Source organism: Actinomadura sp. CNU-125, assembly GCF_001942465.1.
In the GTDB taxonomy this organism is placed as follows: Bacteria; Actinomycetota; Actinomycetes; order Streptosporangiales; family Streptosporangiaceae; genus Spirillospora.
In genome coordinates, this window is the sequence record NZ_MKJY01000589.1 from 16717 (window position 1) to 32705 (window position 15989).

Here is a 15989-nt window from a genome sequence, read left to right on the forward strand (position 1 = left end):
GACCGTCCTCCTTTTTGAAATGAACAGTTCAAAACTCGGGCGGAAAAAACGGCGGCCGGTCCCGGCCGCCGTCGTCAGATCGCGGCCATCGCCGTATCGGCGATGGCCCGCAGCACCGTCCGGTCGGCGCCGCCGCGCGCGGTGACCCGCATCCCGGTGACCGTGGACACGACGAACCGCGCGAGCGTCTCCGCGTCCTTGCCCGCGTCGATCTCCCCGGCCGCCCGCCCGGTCTCGATCGCCGCCCGCAGCGCGTCGAGCCGCCGCCGCTGGTCCCGGTCGATCAGCCCGGCGATCTCCGGGTCGCGCGGGGAGAGTTCCACCATCGTGTTCACGACGAAGCACCCCAGCGGGTCCTCGCCGGCGGGCTCCGCGGCCCCCGCGAGCACCTCCCGGAGCCGCTCCCGCACCGGACGTCCGGGGTCCTCCAGCAGTTCGATGAGGGAACCCGTCCGGAGTTCCATGTACCGGGCGAGGGCCTTGCAGAACAGCTCGTGCTTGCTCTCGAACGTGTTGTAGATGCTGCTGCGCCCGAGTCCCGTGGCGTCGCACAGCTCCTGCGTCGACGTCCCGTCGTACCCGGCCGTCCAGAACGCCCGCATCGCCGCGTCGACGGCCCGGCCCTCGTCGAACTTCCGCGGTCTGGCCATGGGCCGGAGCGTAACACGTTTTGGATCGTCTAATCCAAAACTAGAAGCCGAGCCGGGCCAGCAGCTTCTCGCTCTCGGTCCAGAGACGGGCAGCGGCGACGTCGTCGCGCGCGGCGTCGGCGGGCGTCTCCTCCGCCCTGCGGTGGAAGTAGCGACCGGCGTCGCGTCCGCCCTCGGGATCGGTGGCCAGCCAGACGAGCGTGTCGGCCGGCTCGCCGGGCGGGACGGTGTCGGCCGCCGCCATGTGCTCCCGCATGGCGGCGTCCCCGTGGGAGGCGAAGTTGGTGGCGACCCGGCCGGGATGCATCGCCTGCGCGACGATCCCGTCCGGGGCCGCCCGCCGCGCCAGTTCGCGGGTGAACAGGATCCCGGCGAGCTTCGCGCGGCCGTACGCGACGGCGGTGTGGAACTTCCCGAGGCTCTGCAGGTCGTCCCAGTCCAGCCCCGTGCCGACGCGGTGGGCGCTCGACGAGACGGTGATCACCCGCACCGACGCGGGCGGCCGGTCCGCCGCGCTCGTCCGCAGCACCGGCATCAGCTCCCGGGTCAGCAGGAACGTGGCGAGATGGTTGGCGGCGAACGTGGCCTCCGTCCCCTCGGCGGTGACGATCCGGCGGTCGCGGACGCCGCCCGCGTTGTTGATCAGGACGTCGATGCGCGGCGCGAGTTCGCGGATCGCGGCGGCCACCCGCTCGACCTCGGCCATCAGGGTGAAGTCGCCGCGCACCATCGCGAACGCGCCGACGCCCGCGAGTTCCCGCTCGGCGTCGGCGCAGCGGCGCGGATCGCGGCCGACGCCGACCACCTGGCGGCCCCGCTCCAGCAGCGCCCGGGCGGTCGCTCTGCCGATTCCCGAGCTGGCCCCGGTGACGACCGTGACCGGCCGGTTCGCATCGAAGGTCAACGCCTCCGCCTCTCTCTCGTGTTCAGCGCGGCCGCAGGCCGTTGAGCAGCAGGTCGACGGCGAAGCCGACCCGCTCGTCGAGCTTGCCCGGGTCCGGCGGGCGGCCCGCCACGATGCTGCGCACCTGGCTGCCGACCACCATGCTCATGAAGGCGCGCGCGGCCTGGTCGGAGTTGGTGGGGACGATCCGTCCCGCGGCCGCCGCGCGATCGAGGAGATCCGCGACGAAGCCGACCACCATCGCGGTGTTCAGCTCGAAACCGGCGACGAAGATCTCCGGGAAGCGGTAGCTCTCGGTGTTGATGACGCGTTGCAGGCGCAGCCCGTCCGGTGTCATCACCTGGCCGATCCGCAGCCGGGCCACCGCCTTCAGCGTCGCGGCGAGGTCGCCGCCGGCGCGCTCTTCGAGTTCCTCCAGCGCCTCCCGCGGCACGGCCTGCCGCTCGATGGCGCGCAGCACGGCGGCGAGGAACAGCGCGGACTTCTCGGGATAGCGCGCGTAGATCGTGCGTTTCGTCATGGCGACGCGGGCGGCGATCATCTCGATCGTCGCCAGCTCGTAGCCGTGCTCCAGGAACAGGTCGAGCGCGGTGTCGAGCAGCTCCTCATGGCGCGCCTCGCCTGCTCGCGGGTGGGTCTCCCGGCCCCGCGGCGGGCCGGCGGCCTGACGCCGGTCATGCAGTCCTCCTCGAAACCGTCGCTTGCATCCGGGCCTGTCTCGCGTTAATGATACGTCCGAGTTGCTATTTTTTTCGAGGCCGTCTCACCGGCCTCGGGGAAGGATGCCCGGTGAGCTCTGCCGTGGAAAAACTGGTGCGCCTGGTCGACGCGCCGGACCGCTTCGACCACTCCCACGCCGACCTGCGCGAAGTGCAGCGCGCGGCGCTCGACGAACGCTTCCGGGAGCGCAAGGACAGGATCAGGCTGCTGGCGCGCCGCGCCGAGGAGGCGGGGACGGCCGAGATCCGCGACCGCGCCGACATGGTGCCGCTGCTGTTCCCGCACACCGCCTACAAGAGCTACCCCGAGAGCTTCCTCATCGAGGAGCGCTGGGACCGGCTCGGCAAGTGGCTCGGCACGGTCTCGCCGTACCCGATCGCCCCGATCGACACGTCCGGTATCGACGGCATCGACGACTGGGTCGCGCGGCTGCAGGCCGCCGGGCACTACGTGTCGTGTTCCAGCGGCACGACCGGCAAGTCCGCGATGCTGCTCGCCTCGGAGCGCGACATGGACTGGTCGCGCAAGGACACCGTCAACGTCTTCTCGTGGGGGTCGGGCGTGCGCCCGGACCGGGACCGCCGGATGTTCGGGCTCGGCGCCACCGCCGCCGTCCCCAAGAACCTGATCATCGCCGAGGCCCAGGAGGCGGCCTTCGGGGATCCGGCCAGGGAGCGCTTCCGCCCGCCGCTCGCGCCCATCACCATCGGCTCGCTGACCAAGATGGTCGTGCTCCGCAAGAAGATCGCCGACGGCACCGCGCTGCCCGATGAGCTCGCCGACTTCGAGCGGACCTCCCGCGAACGTCAGGAGGCGCTGGACGCGTCGGTGCTCGCCGTCGCGGAAGCGCTCGTCCGGCACCGGGAGGAGAAGCTCTACATCGCGGGGATGTGGAGCAGCCTCTACCAGGTCGCCAAGGCGGTCCGCGACCTGGGCTACTCGGCCGAGCACTTCCACCCCGACAACTGCGTCTACGTCGGCGGCGGGCTCAAGCGCGCGCAGCTCCCGCCGGACTACCAGGAGTACGTCCACCAGACGTTCAACATCCCACCCGAGCGGGACTTCCAGAACTACTCCATGCAGGAGCTCAACTCCGGCATGCCCAAGTGCCGCGAGGGCGGCCGCTACCACGTGTCGCCGTGGCTCGTCCCGTTCGTCCTGGACGAGACGGGCGACGCCCTGCTGCCGCACGAGAGCGGCGAGATCGAGGGCCGCGCCGCCTTCTTCGACCTCTCGCTCGACGGACGCTGGGGCGGGATCATCACCGGCGACAAGATCGCCCTCGACCTCGACCGCTGCGCCTGCGGCAACAGGGGACCGTCGATCCGCAACGACATCGTCCGCTACGCCGACCTCACCGGCGACGACAAGATCGGGTGCGCGGGCACCGTCGACGCCTACGTCAGGGGCCTGTCATGACCACGACCGACACGCGACCGCGGGCCGACGCCGTCTCCGCGCCGTTCTTCCAGCGCGGCGAGCTCGTCGAGGGCGACGACGCCACCCACCGCTCCCGCGACCTCGGCGTCGCGTTCGCGACGCCGCGCATCGCCATGGACGGCCTGGTCCATCCGCGCGCCGAGGTGCCGCCCCTGCTGAACGTCCCGGTCGCGGAGATCATCGACTTCCTCGTCGAGACCGGCGAGCGCGTCCGCGACCCCGGGAACCCGTTCGTCCGCGACTGCGTCGACCGCATGTCGGCCACGCACGTCCTGCCGCGTCCGGTGCTGGAGGCCCAGTTCGCCTCCGCCACCGCCTACCTCGACGCGCGGCTGCTGCGAACGGTCGTCGAGCAGAACTTCCCCGACCCCGCGGCCCTGGACGGGTGGGTCCCCAAGCAGGACTTCACCGGACGCAAGAGCTTCGTGCGGGCCTTCGCGCCCCGGCTGATCCACGTGCTGCCCGGCAACTCCCCGGGCGTCGCGGTGAAGTCGATCGCCCAGGGCGCGCTCGTCAAGGCCGTCAACCTGTTCAAGATGTCGTCCAGCGACCCGTTCACCACGGTCGCGATCCTGCGGACGATGGCCGACATCGATCCCGGCCACCCGATCGTGAAGTCGATGTCGGCGGTCTACTGGCGCGGCGGCGACGACGCGGTCGAGCGGGTCCTGTACCGGCCGCAGTACTTCGACAAGATCGTCGCCTGGGGCGGCGGCGACGCGATCAACAACGTGATCAAGTACCTCGGCCCCGGCTTCCAGTTGATCTCCTTCGACCCCAAGACCTCGATCTCGATGGTCGGCCGCGAGGCGCTCGCGTCGACGCGACGCTCGACGCCGCCGCCTCGCTCGCCGCGTCCGACGTCATGGTCCTCAACCAGGAGGCGTGCGTCGCGAGCCGCTTCGTCTACCTCGAAGCGGATCAGGCGGGCGCCGACCGCTTCTGCGAACGGCTGCACGCGCACGTCGCCGAGAAGGCGGCCGCCTCCGGCGACGCCCGTCCGCTCGACCGGGACATGCGCGAGCAGATCGACGCGCTGGCGCTGCTCGACGACGAGTTCCGCGTCTGGGGCAGGACCGACGGCAAGGGTCTGGTGATCCGTTCCGACGAACCCGTCGACTTCCACCCGATCAACAAGGTCGTCAACGTCGTCCGGGTCGACTCCCTCGACCAGGCCGTGCAGCACGTCAACGTCGCGACGCAGACGATCGGCTTCTACCCCTTCGACCGGACGGCCGACTACCGCGACCGCCTCGCCGCGTGCGGCGCGCAACGCGTCGTCCGGCTGGGCGAGGCGGGCCCCGGCACCATCGGCAACCCGCACGACGCGATGTATCCGCTGCACCGTTTCGTCCACTGGATGGCGCACGAGGACGGCACCGTGCCCGGCTGACGGTGAGCGGACGGGCCGGCCCGCGTGAGCGCGGGCCGGACGCGGGTCCGCCAGAGCGCACGGATCGGCGCGCCTCCGCGCCGCGCCGATCCGTCGGTGCGGTGCCGTGCCGTGCACGGGGCCGCCGCACCGGATTCGGCGACATAAAACGTAAATGACGTTCTCGTTGTCGCATTCTCACTTCGGTGATGCATCATGCCGGTCATCGGCATGCCCATTGTCGGCGCCTCCGTCGAGTACTGCCGTCGCGACGCCAATAGTGGATCGGCATTCTCGCAATTGATGCTTGTCTTTATCGTGTGGCGAAAGTAACGTTCTCGCTGATGGGCCGGTCGGTGGAGCCCCTAACCCCGCCGCCGGAACCGTCCGCGCCGAGCCTTTCGCGGGTACGGCGCTGGATCGCTGTTCGCTCGACAGAGCGCTCCAGGAAGGCGAGCCGCATGCTGCTCACCGTCGCTGTCCGGATCGGTCGAAGTCTCCTCGTGGTGCTCCTGGTCAGCCTCGCCGTGGTGGGGCTGATGAGCCTCGCCCCCGGTTCCGTCGCGTCGGTCATTCTCGGCGAGGACGCGACGCCGGAATCGATCGCCGCGCTGGAGGAGAAACTCGGCCTCAACGAACCCTTCTGGGCCCAATATCTGGATTGGCTCGGCAATGCCGTGCGGGGAGATCTGGGCACTTCCCCCATCACCAACCAGCCGGTGACCGAGGCGATCGGACCGGCTGCCGGTGACCCTGCAACTGGCCGCGATGGCGCTGCTCATCGCGCTGGCCGTCTCGGTGCTGATGGCCGTCGCCTCCGCGGTCCGGCCGGGGAGCGCCGTGGACCGTGCCATCAACGTGGTGTCGTCGGTGTTCCTGTCCGTGCCGGCGTTCATCGCCGGGCCGGTGCTGATCTACCTGCTCGCGCTGCAGCTCGGCTGGTTCCCCGTGATCGGCTGGACGGACGTCGGTGAGGGCCTGGCCGCGAACCTGCACGGTGCCCTCCTGCCCGCGGTCTCCATCGCGCTGATCGAGATCGCGGCCTTCCACCGCATCCTGCGCGAGGACCTGATCGGAACGCTGCGGGAGGACTTCGTCGGGGCCGCGCGGGCCAAGGGCATGAGCCCGTCCTACGTGATGTTCCGGCACGCGCTGCGGCCGTCGTCGATGTCGCTGATCACCCTGGCCGGGATCAACCTCGGCCGGCTGGTCGGCGGAACGGTGATCGTCGAGTCGCTGTTCCTGCTGCCGGGCCTCGGCCAGCTGCTCACGAGTTCGATCATCTCCCGCGACCTGATCACGGTGCAGGGCGTGGTGGTGTTCGTCGCGGTGGTCTACGTCGCGATCAACACCGTGGTCGACCTGAGCTACCGATTGATCGACCCCCGGGTCAGGAAGGCGGTCACCGCGTGACGCAGACACGAGCCGTCGCGGGCGTCCTCGCGCTCCCGGTCGTCCCACCGGTGCGCAGAACCCGATCCGTGCTGGTCTACCTGGCGTACGCCTGGCTGGTCACGGTGGTCGGCATGGCGCTGTTCGCGAGCCTGCTGCCGCTGGCGCCGTACATCACCGCGGTGGGCACACCGCACCAGGGCCCGCAGTGGGGCTCCCTCGAACTGTCGATGGGAACGGACTACCTGGGCCGGTCCATCTTCTCGCGGGCCGTCCACGGGGCGCAGGTCTCGCTGGTCGTCGGCATCTGCGCCAGCATGATCGGGTTCCTCTTCGGGGGCCTGCTCGGGATGCTCGCCGGCTACTTCGGCGGACGGCTGGACGCGGTGGTGCGGCTGCTGACCGACGCGATGCTGGCGTTCCCGCCGCTGATCCTGCTCATGGCGCTGTCGTCCATCCTCACCCCCAGCCTGGGCACCCTCATGATGGGCCTGACGCTGCTGGTGATCCCGACGTTCGTCCGGCTGGCCCGGGCGAACACGCTGGCCTGGTCCGCACGGGAGTTCGTGCTGGCGGCGCGGAACATGGGCGCGGGCCACCGCCCGATCCTGCTGAAGGAGATCCTGCCCAACGTCCTGCCGTCGCTCGGCGCGTACCTGCCGATCGTGATGGCCGCGCTGATCGTGGCGGAGGGGTCGCTGAGCTTCCTCGGGCTGGGCATCCCGCCGCCCACGCCGAGCTGGGGCGGCATGATCAACGACGGCAAGGACGCCATCACCGACTCCCCGCACATGGTGCTCATGCCCGCACTGGTCATCTTCCTCACCGTGTTCTCGCTGAACCTGGCCGGTGATCACCTCCGGCGGCGGTTCGACCGGACCCTGCACGACTGACCGCCCGCCCGTTCCGCCCCCCGGACGACAAGAGGTCGACGATGTTCCGAAGCACCAGACGTCACCTGGCCGTCGCGCTGGCCTGCGCCGCGGCCCTGGTCACCGCCGCGTGCAGCGGCCCGGTGGCCGGCACCGCGGCCGGACCGGACGGTCCGGCCGGCCCGCCGGTGCCGGGCGGCACCGCCCGCATCCTCACGATCAACGAACCGCGCAGCCTCGACCCCGCCGTCCTGTCCAACGTGTGGGTGTTCGACTCCGCCCTGGGCAACGCCCTGTACGGGACGCTGATGACCAGCGACGTCCGCACCGGCGAGATCACCTACCGGATGGCCGAAAGCTTCACCACCGACGACGGCGCGCGACCTTCGTGCTGAAGCTGCGCGCGGGCCTGCGGTTCAGCGACGGCAGCCCGCTGGACGCGCGGGCCGTGAAGTTCAACTGGGACCGGATCGCCGATCCGGACACCGCGTCCTCCTCCCTCCGCTACGCGGTGCCGATCTCCTCCAGCGAGGTGGTGGACGCCCGGACCCTGAAGATCACGCTGCGGACCGCGATTCCGAACTACGCCCAGAACGTCGTCATCGGGGCGATGAACTGGATCGCGTCGCCGGACGCGCTGCGGAAGGGCCCGCGGGCGTTCGACGCGAAGCCGATCGGCGCGGGCCCGTTCACGCTGGAGTCGTGGAGTCGCCAGGACAAGATCGAACTGGTGAGGAACCCCGCGTACTGGGACGCCCCGAAGCCGTACCTGGACGGCCTCGTCCTGCGCTCCACCTCCGACACCATGCAGCGGTTGAGCACCCTGCTCAGCGGCGGGACCGACGTCGTCATCGACACCAGCTGGAAGACCATCCACAAGGCGCGCGAAGCCGGGTACGCCACCGATGTCGTCCGGATGAGCGGCGGCCAGTCCCTGACGATGAACATGCGCAGGCCGCCGTTCGACGATCTGCGCGCGCGCAAGGCCGTCTCCGCCGCCCTGGACCTGGAGGCGACCAATCTCTCCCAGTACAACGGGCACGGGGAGATCCCGAAGCGGCTGTTCAGCGAGACCTCGCCCTTCTACGCGGACATCGAGCTGAGAAAGCACGACAAGGCGGCCGCGCAGAATCTCTTCGACGAACTGGCCGCCGAAGGCAAGCGCGTCTCGTTCACCTTCACCGCCCAGGACAGCACGGAGACCCAGCTCGTCGCGGCGAGCATCCAGGCGCAGCTCGCGGCCTTCGACAACGTCGATGTCGAGATCCGGACGATCGCCAGCGCGGAGACCGCCTCGATCTACGCCTCGCACGATTTCGACATGCTCATCTCGTCGACCCTCATCGTGGACCCCGAACCGCAGCTGTGGGCGGTGTTCCACGGCAAGTCGTCCGCGAACGTGTCCGGCATCGACGACCCGCAGCTGAACGCGGCCCTGGACCGGGGGCGCACGTCGACGTCCGTCGAGGAGCGCGAGGCCGCCTACAAGGTGGCGCAGGAGCGGCTCGCCGCCCTCGTCCCGGTCATCTTCTACACCCGCGCGCGCCCGCCGTCACGACGGCCGGGAACGTGCACGGTGCCCGGCAGTACGGGTTCGGCTCGCTGCTGCCCTCAGAACTGTGGATGGAGCGGTGACGCCGGCCACCCGGACGAAAGGCTCAGATCATGACGGCTGAACCCGTCCTGCAAGTACGGAACCTGCACACCTACATCGGCACCCCGCGGGGCGTCGTCCGGGCCGTCCAGGACGTGTCCCTCGACATCGGCCGCGCCCGGTCGCTCGGTGTGGTCGGCGAGTCGGGCTCCGGCAAGTCGATGACGGCCCGGACGATCATGGACCGGCTCCCGCCGCGGGCGGGCTGCTCGGGGGAGGTGCTCTTCAAGGGCCGCGACCTGCTCGCCATGCCCCGCAAGGAGCGGTCCGAGATCTGGGGCAAGCAGATCGCGATGGTGTTCCAGGACCCCGGCCGGTCCCTCAACCCGGTGGTGCGGGTGGAGCGCCAGCTGACCGAGGGGATGCGCAAGCTGCTCGGCGTCGGCCGGTCCGAGGCGCGCGGCCGCGCCGTCGGCCTCCTGCGCGAGGTCGGCGTGCCCGACCCGGAACGGCGGCTGCGCGCCTACCCGCACGAACTGTCCGGCGGGATGCGCCAGCGCGTGATGATCGCGATCGCCCTCGCGTGCGAGCCCGAGCTGCTGATCGCCGACGAGCCGACGACCGCCCTGGACGTCACGATCCAGCGGCAGATCCTTGACCTGCTGCGGCGGGTGCAGCGCGATCGCGGGATGTCGCTGATGCTGATCAGCCACGACCTCGCCGTCGTCGCCGGGCAGACCGACCGGGTCGCGGTGATGTACGCCGGGCGGCTCGCCGAGGTCGGCGAGACCCGCCGGGTGTTCGGCGCGCCCCGGCACCGCTACACCCACGCCCTGCTGGCGGCGACCCCGACCCTCGACCACGAGCGCGCGGCGCCGCTCCGGCTGATCCCGGGGACGCTGCCGGATCCGACGAACCTGCCGGACGGGTGCCGGTTCACGGCGCGCTGCCCGCACGCCGACGACGAATGCCGCGATCCGGGTCCGGTCATGGAGCCGATCGCGCCGGATCACCTGGTGGCCTGTGTCCGTCCGGTGGCCGCGTCCGCGGTCGCGGACCTGGAAGGAGCGGATCTCGATGGCCGGTAGCGGGACCGCGCATCTGCGCGGAGACGAGGCACTGCTGTCGGTGCGGGAACTGGTCGTCGAGTACCCCGGCAAGGCGGGCACCGTCCGGGCGGTCTCGGACGTCAGCTTCGACGTGCTGCCCGGGGAGACGCTCGGCATCGTCGGCGAGTCGGGCTGCGGCAAGTCCACCACCGGACGGGCCGTGCTGCGGCTGGACCGGCCGACCTCGGGCCGGATCCGCTTCGACGGCGAATGGATCGAGCGGGCGGGGGAGCGCCGGATGCGCGGGCTCCGCCGCCGCATGCAGATGATCTTCCAGGATCCGGTGGCGTCGCTGAATCCCCGCCGCGAGGTCAAGGACATCGTCGTCGAGGGCCTCACCGTGGCGGGCGCGTCCGCCGCCGAACGGTCGGCGAAGGCGGCGGACGTGCTGGAGAAGGTCTCCCTGTCGGACGAGCGGTTCGCCGGGATGCTGCCCCGGCAGCTGTCCGGCGGGCAGGCCCAGCGCGTCGCGATCGCCCGGGCCCTGGCGGTCGGCCCGCAGCTGCTGCTGTGCGACGAGCCGGTGTCGGCGCTGGACGTGTCCGTCCAGGCGCAGATCCTGAACCTCATCTCCGAGCTCAAGGCCGAGTACGACCTGACCGTCGTGTTCATCGCCCACGACCTCGGGGTCGTGCGCACCATCAGCGACAACGTCATGGTCATGTACCTGGGCAAGCTGTGCGAGTTCGGCGACGCCGAGGAGGTCTACCGCTCGCCCGCCCACCCCTACACCCGCGCGCTCCTCGATTCGGTCCCGCTGACCGATCCGGACGAGCGGTTCACCGGCCCCGCGCTCGACGGCGACATGCCGTCGCCGCTGTCGCCGCCCGCGGGCTGCCGGTTCCGCACCCGCTGCCCGCTGGCGCAGGACCGCTGCGCCGCCGAGGAACCCCGGGTCCGCGAGGTCCGGAAGGGCCAGTACGCCGCCTGCCACTTCCCGTTGACGGAGCCGGGCGACTAGCGGACCGAAGCCGCACGAGGCGGGCCCGGGAGCGACCGTAAGGGACGCGCCCGGGCCCGCGGGCTGTCCGCCCTCCGTTCCGCCACCCCTTGACAGTGCCGCATCGCCCGCACATACTCACCATATACGGAAGGATCTTTCGTTATTGCGAAAGATAGTCGACGTGCAGGAGTGGGCGGCTCATGGTCGAACTCGAACCCGTCACCGGAGACCCGGCTCAGCTGAAGGCGGCGTACGGCTGCTTCCCCAGCGGCGTCACCGCCCTGTGCGCGCTCGACGGCGGCGAGCCCGCCGGGATGGCCGCGAGCGCGTTCACCTGCGTCTCGATCGACCCCGGACTGGTCTCGGTGTGCCTGCGGAACGGCTCGTCCACCTGGCCGCGCCTCCGCCGGGCCGGACGGCTCGGCGTCAGCGTCCTCGCCGAGCACCACAACGAGGCCTGCCGCGCCCTGTCGGCGAAGACCGGCGACCGGTTCGCGGGCGTCGGCTGGAGCACCGGCGCGGCGGGGGCGGTGTACGTCCAGGACGCGGTCGCCTGGCTGGAGTGCTCGATCGCGGAGGAACTACCGGCGGGCGACCACACCATCGCGCTGCTGGCCGTCCACGCGCTGCGGATCGACCCCGCCCGCCGTCCGCTGATCTTCCACGGCAGCCGGTTCGGCCGGCTCGTCGCGGCCTGAAGTCATCGCCTGAAGTCATCGCCTGAATCGGAAGACGTCCGAAGAGAGGGAGCAGACGTGAAGCTCGACCTGATGTACGAGTTCCAGCCGAAGCCCGGACCGTACGCGGAGCCCTTCCCCGAGGGGCAGAAGCGCGCGGAGCGGCAGATCTACGCGGAGGCGTTCGAGCAGATCAAACTCGCGGACCGGCTCGGGTTCCAGACCGTCTGGGCCGTCGAGCACCACTTCCGCGAGGGACGGTCCGCGTGCCCGAGCAACGAGACCGTCCTCGGCGCGCTGTCCCAGATCACCGAGAACATCCGGCTCGGCTTCGGCGTCGTGCTGCTCCCGCCCGGGTTCCAGCACCCGGTGCGGGTCGCCGAGAAGGTCGCCACCGTGGACGTGCTGAGCGGCGGCCGCGTCGAGTGGGGGTCCGGACGGTCGACGCCCAACGAGCAGCTCGCCTTCGGCGTCCCCGCCGACGACCGGTCGCGCGACATGTGGCGCGAGGCGTTCGAGTTCGTCATCGAAGCCTGGAGCAAGGACCGGATGTCGTGGAAGTCGGAGTACATCGACTTCCCCGAGCGGTTCATCACCCCGCGCCCGTACCAGTCGCCGCACCCGCCCGCGTGGCTGGCGGCCGCGAGCCAGACGTCCGCCTACAACGCCGGGAAGCTCGGCCTCGGCCTCCTGTCGTTCGCCCTGATGCAGCCGGTCGAGAAGATGGCGGAGGCGATCCAGACCTACCGGCGCGGCCAGGCCGACTGCGTGCAGCCGCTCCCCGCGTTCAAGAACGACCGCGTCGGCGCCTACACCCTCGTGCACTGCACCGACGACCCCGCCGAGGCCGAGCGCTACGGCATCTGGGAGTCGGTCAAGTGGTGGTACCAGAACCTCGCCGAGTTCATGCTCGAATGGGAGCTGGCCCACCTGCCCGAAGAGGAGAAGCAGAAGGCGTTCCCCCTGCTGGAGTCGACGATCCGGGGCGACATCGACATCGCCCGCTACACCGAGCAGGACATGATCATCGTGGGGACGCCCGAGGAGTGCCTCCGCAAGATCCTCCGGTACGAGGAGGCGGGCGTCGACCAGCTCCTCTGCTACTCGCAGTTCGGCGCCCTGCCCCACGAGAAGGTGATGCGCAGCATCGAGCTGCTCGGCACCGAGGTCCTCCCCGAACTGGAGAAGCGCGGGCACCGCGTGGACTACGACGCCCTGTTCAAGGGCGCCTGACCGCCGCCGTTCAGCCGCGCAACCTGCCGCGGGTCTGCTTGGTGACGACGGTGGCGCACGCCTTGACCCGCTCACCGATCTCGGTGACCTCCCGCCCGGTCAGCCCGGGGGAGAAGCCGCTGGCGGTGATGGCGACGAACACGCGGCCGTCGGCGTCGAACACCGGCGCCGACGCCATCCCGAGCTCGTACTCCTCGCCCGGTTCGACATGAGGGAGGTCGTAGTCGTCGTGCAGCGAGACCGTCTCCGCCAGCCCGTCCCGCCCGCCCGCGTCCGCCGCCCCGGAACCGGCGGGGGCCGCGCGCCGCGGGCGTCCGTCCGAGCGCGTAACCGCGGTCGCGGACGGTCACCAGCGCGCCGTCGACCCGGTCGCGGTCGAGGCCGGCGGCGGCCCGTCCGAGCCACGCCTCGACCTCCTCGGCGTGCGCCCACGGCCATGAACACCAGGCCGAGCGGCGGGACGAGCGGCACCCGCTCGCCCTCGCGGAACCCGGGCCCGTACCGCGAGCCGCGTCCGCCCACGGCGACGAACACGATGTCGACGGGCGTGGCCGCCGTGACGACCACGTCGGCGTCGAGGTCGGCGGCGAGCCCGCCGAGCTGCTCGGTGGCGACGCGGATCGCCGGATGCTGGTCCAGCGCGGCCATCCCCGCGCTGACCAGCGCCGGCCCGAGGCCGTAGGTCCGCCGTACCGGATGCCGGCCGAGGTAGCCGCGCTCCTCCAGCACGGCGAGCACGGCGTGCGCGGAGCCGAGGCTCATCCCGGTGCGCCGGGCGAGGTCGGAGATCGTGAACTGCTCGCCGGGATGGGTGACGAGCAGATCGATGATCGTCAATGCCCGTTCGGCGGCGGGCGCCGGTCGTGCCATCGCGTTCCCCTCGGGTCGGACGTCCGAGCAACGTACCGCACCCGCCACCGGGCCTACTGCGAAAGATCCTTCAACCGAGCGAAACCGGAGCGCCATGCACACCGAGCTTGAACGGGCCTTCGACCTCACCGGCCGGACCGCCGTCGTCACCGGCGCGGCGGGCGGCATCGGCCGCCGGACCTGCGTCGTGCTCGCCCAGGCCGGGGCGGACGTCGTCCTGACCGACCTCGACGAGCCCGGCCTCGCCGAGACGGCCGACGCCGTCCGCGACCTCGGCCGCACGGCCACGGTCGTCCCGGCCGACGTCACCGACCGGACGGCGGTCGACGCCCTGGCCCGAACCGCGCTGGACGCCCACGGCCGGATCGACGTCTGGGCGAACGTCGCCGGGGTCATCCGCTACGGGACCGTCGTCGACACCCGCGAAGCGGACCTCGACCTCATCTTCGACATCAACGTCAAAGGCACCTACTGGGGATGCGCCGCCGCGGCCCGCGCGATGACGCCCCGCGGATCGGGGTCGATCATCAACGTCGCGTCCACCGGCATGGACTCGGCGTCCCCCGGCATCTCCTGCTACGCGATGAGCAAGGCGGCGGTGGCCACCCTGACCCGCACCCTCGCCGCCGAGGCAGGCCCGCACGGGGTGCGCGTCAACACCGTCGCGCCCGGCTGGGTGCCGACCGGGATGACGGCCCGGTACTGGACGAACGACGACGGCACCGTCGACGAGGCGAAACGCGAGCAGATCTACGCGGACCGGGCGTCGCACGCACCGCTCGGCACCATCGGCGAACCGTCCGACATCGCCTGGGCGATCCTCTACCTCGCGGCGGACGCCTCCCGGTTCGTCACCGGGCAGACCCTGCGGGCGAACGGCGGCGTCTCCATGGCGTGACCGGCCCCGACACCAATCGCAAGAGAGGCGGCAGAGCATGACATCCATCGACCAACTCCCCGTTCCGGGGTACCCGGATCTCCTTCGGCTCGACGGCCGCAACCTCGTCGTCGTCGGCGCCGGGCAGGGCATGGGACGCCAGGCGAGCCACGCGCTCGCGCAGTGCGGGGCGCGCGTCGTGTGCGCCGACATCGACGCCGCGCGCGCCCGCGAGATCGCCGCGGAGGTCGGCGGCGTCCCGTGGGCCGGCGACGTCACCCGCGCGGACGAGGTCGCCCGGCTCGTCGAGGAGGGCGCGGCCGCGGTCGGCGGCCCCCTCGGCGGCTTCGTCGACATCGTCGGGCTCGCCGAGTGGGTCGGGGCGCTCGACCTGGACGAACCCACGTGGGACAGGCAGTTCGACGTCAACCTCCGGCACGCCTACCTGCTCGGACGGCACTTCGGCCGACACCTGGTCGACACCGGCACACCGGGGACGATGGTGTACGTCGCGTCCGTCCACGGCCTGACCGCGTCGGTGCGGCACGGCGCCTACGGGGCCGCGAAGGCGGGCCTGATCTCCTGGGTGCGGACGCTCGGCGACGAACTCGGCCCGCACGGCATCCGCGTGAACGCCGTCGCGCCCGGATCCATCCTGACGCCCCGCCTCATGGCCGCGTACCCGGACGAATCGGCCACCGAACGACCCTCCGTCCCCACCCCCCTCGGCAAGAACGGCCGCCCGTCCGACATCGCGTCGGCCGCCCTGTTCCTGACCAGCGCGCTCTCGGACTTCATCACCGGCCAGACGATCGTGGTCGACGGCGGCGTCACGATCAAAGACCCCTACATCGCGCTGTGAACACACTGCCGGAGCCGCGCCCCTCGACCGTCCCGACACCACCCGACCTCGCCGCCCGCCGCGCCGCCGCACCCGCACGCCCGTCGATCCCCGGCGTCGAGATCGGCGAAGTCCGGTACGGCGACGTGCCCTGCGTCGTCTGCGAGCCGCCACGACCACAGAACGTCCTGACGTACTTCCACGGGGGCGGCTACCGGCTGGGCTCGGCCGCCCTGTTCACGCCGTTCGCCGCCCGGCTCGCCGCCGCGACGAACTCCCGCGTCGTCGCCGTCGACTACCGGCTCGCCCCCGAACACCCCTTCCCCGCGGCGCTGCACGACGCGCTGACCGTCCACGAACGGATCCTCGCCGAGGACGGGCGCCCCCCGATCGCCGTCGGCGACTCGGCGGGCGGCGGCCTCGCCGCGGCGCTGACCGCCGCGTGCGCCCGCACCGGCACGGCTCGTCGCCGCCGCGCGCGCTCGTCCTGTCGTC

General features: G+C 71.4%; 18 protein-coding genes and 2 pseudogenes. 15 read left to right on the plus strand and 5 right to left on the minus strand.

Features of this window, described 5'->3' with window-relative positions; genetic code table 11:
• Positions 1-74: 74 nt before the first annotated feature.
• Genes BJF79_RS47295 through BJF79_RS47305 form a run of 3 tightly spaced genes read right to left on the minus strand, consistent with a single transcriptional unit; the run spans position 75 to position 2236 of the window.
• Positions 75-650: a TetR/AcrR family transcriptional regulator gene (locus tag BJF79_RS47295; protein ID WP_075907157.1), complete on the minus strand. Its 576-nt coding sequence runs from the start codon at positions 648-650 to the stop codon at positions 75-77.
• A gap of 40 nt (positions 651-690) precedes the next feature.
• Positions 691-1554 (minus strand): SDR family NAD(P)-dependent oxidoreductase, encoded by an 864-nt coding sequence (locus BJF79_RS47300; protein ID WP_075907158.1) that lies wholly within the window; start codon positions 1552-1554, stop codon positions 691-693.
• A 22-nt stretch (positions 1555-1576) separates the two neighbouring features.
• The gene (locus BJF79_RS47305; protein ID WP_316043578.1) at positions 1577-2236 is read right to left on the minus strand and encodes a helix-turn-helix domain-containing protein; all 660 of its coding nucleotides are present in this window, start codon (positions 2234-2236) and stop codon (positions 1577-1579) included.
• A 107-nt stretch (positions 2237-2343) separates the two neighbouring features.
• Here BJF79_RS47305 and BJF79_RS47310 point away from each other — a divergent pair, with 107 nt between their 5' ends.
• The 12 genes and pseudogenes from BJF79_RS47310 to BJF79_RS47350 all read left to right on the plus strand — a co-directional run bounded on the left by BJF79_RS47310 (position 2344) and on the right by BJF79_RS47350 (position 12906).
• Positions 2344-3693: a hypothetical protein gene (locus tag BJF79_RS47310; protein WP_075907159.1), complete on the plus strand. Its 1350-nt coding sequence runs from the start codon at positions 2344-2346 to the stop codon at positions 3691-3693.
• Positions 3694-3827: 134 nt separating this feature from the next.
• Positions 3828-4511 (plus strand): annotated as a pseudogene (locus tag BJF79_RS64780) (acyl-CoA reductase); the annotation flags it as partial.
• Positions 4512-4579: 68 nt separating this feature from the next.
• Positions 4580-5107: an acyl-CoA reductase gene (locus BJF79_RS64785; RefSeq protein WP_262403606.1), complete on the plus strand. Its 528-nt coding sequence runs from the start codon at positions 4580-4582 to the stop codon at positions 5105-5107.
• A gap of 440 nt (positions 5108-5547) precedes the next feature.
• Positions 5548-5760, plus strand: a pseudogene (locus BJF79_RS68075) (ABC transporter permease); the annotation flags it as partial.
• A gap of 73 nt (positions 5761-5833) precedes the next feature.
• Positions 5834-6499, plus strand: a complete 666-nt coding sequence (locus BJF79_RS47320; protein ID WP_262403607.1) for an ABC transporter permease — start codon at positions 5834-5836, stop codon at positions 6497-6499.
• Positions 6496-7371, plus strand: coding sequence for an ABC transporter permease (locus BJF79_RS47325; protein WP_075907160.1), 876 nt, complete (start codon positions 6496-6498; stop codon positions 7369-7371). Before BJF79_RS47320 ends, BJF79_RS47325 begins: the two co-directional genes overlap by 4 nt.
• Before the next feature lie 41 nt (positions 7372-7412).
• Entirely contained in the window at positions 7413-7745 is a 333-nt protein-coding gene (locus BJF79_RS64790; protein ID WP_262403608.1) for a hypothetical protein, read from the plus strand.
• The gene (locus tag BJF79_RS47330) at positions 7739-9019 is read left to right on the plus strand and encodes an ABC transporter substrate-binding protein (RefSeq protein WP_262403609.1); all 1281 of its coding nucleotides are present in this window, start codon (positions 7739-7741) and stop codon (positions 9017-9019) included. The genes BJF79_RS64790 and BJF79_RS47330 overlap by 7 nt, the downstream gene beginning before the upstream one ends.
• Positions 9016-10032, plus strand: coding sequence for an ABC transporter ATP-binding protein (locus tag BJF79_RS47335; protein ID WP_075907161.1), 1017 nt, complete (start codon positions 9016-9018; stop codon positions 10030-10032). The genes BJF79_RS47330 and BJF79_RS47335 overlap by 4 nt, the downstream gene beginning before the upstream one ends.
• Positions 10022-11014 carry an ABC transporter ATP-binding protein gene (locus BJF79_RS47340; protein ID WP_075907169.1) on the plus strand — a complete coding sequence of 331 codons (993 nt, stop codon included), beginning with the start codon at positions 10022-10024 and terminating at the stop codon, positions 11012-11014. The genes BJF79_RS47335 and BJF79_RS47340 overlap by 11 nt, the downstream gene beginning before the upstream one ends.
• A 182-nt stretch (positions 11015-11196) precedes the next feature.
• Positions 11197-11694, plus strand: coding sequence for a flavin reductase family protein (locus BJF79_RS47345; protein WP_075907162.1), 498 nt, complete (start codon positions 11197-11199; stop codon positions 11692-11694).
• A gap of 57 nt (positions 11695-11751) precedes the next feature.
• The gene (locus BJF79_RS47350; RefSeq protein ID WP_075907163.1) at positions 11752-12906 is read left to right on the plus strand and encodes an LLM class flavin-dependent oxidoreductase; all 1155 of its coding nucleotides are present in this window, start codon (positions 11752-11754) and stop codon (positions 12904-12906) included.
• 10 nt (positions 12907-12916) lie between these two features.
• On the opposite strand, the gene BJF79_RS47355 is transcribed toward BJF79_RS47350, so the two are convergent.
• Together BJF79_RS47355 and BJF79_RS54880 are read right to left on the minus strand one after the other, a co-directional pair.
• Positions 12917-13048 (minus strand): hypothetical protein, encoded by a 132-nt coding sequence (locus BJF79_RS47355; protein ID WP_262403610.1) that lies wholly within the window; start codon positions 13046-13048, stop codon positions 12917-12919.
• Complete coding sequence (locus BJF79_RS54880; protein ID WP_158079523.1) at positions 13006-13776, minus strand: helix-turn-helix domain-containing protein; 771 nt, start codon at positions 13774-13776, stop codon at positions 13006-13008. Before BJF79_RS54880 ends, BJF79_RS47355 begins: the two co-directional genes overlap by 43 nt.
• Positions 13777-13870: 94 nt before the next feature.
• Between BJF79_RS54880 and BJF79_RS47365 the strand changes: the two genes are divergently transcribed.
• The 3 genes from BJF79_RS47365 to BJF79_RS47375 all read left to right on the plus strand — a co-directional run.
• A complete protein-coding gene (locus BJF79_RS47365; protein ID WP_075907165.1) occupies positions 13871-14674 on the plus strand; it encodes an SDR family NAD(P)-dependent oxidoreductase in 804 nt (267 codons plus the stop codon).
• A gap of 37 nt (positions 14675-14711) precedes the next feature.
• On the plus strand, positions 14712-15515 hold the full coding sequence (locus BJF79_RS47370) for an SDR family NAD(P)-dependent oxidoreductase (protein WP_075907166.1): 804 nt from the start codon (positions 14712-14714) through the stop codon (positions 15513-15515).
• Positions 15512-15989 (plus strand): alpha/beta hydrolase fold domain-containing protein (locus BJF79_RS47375; protein WP_143220993.1); only part of this gene is annotated, 478 nt, incomplete at its 3' end. The genes BJF79_RS47370 and BJF79_RS47375, both read left to right, overlap by 4 nt.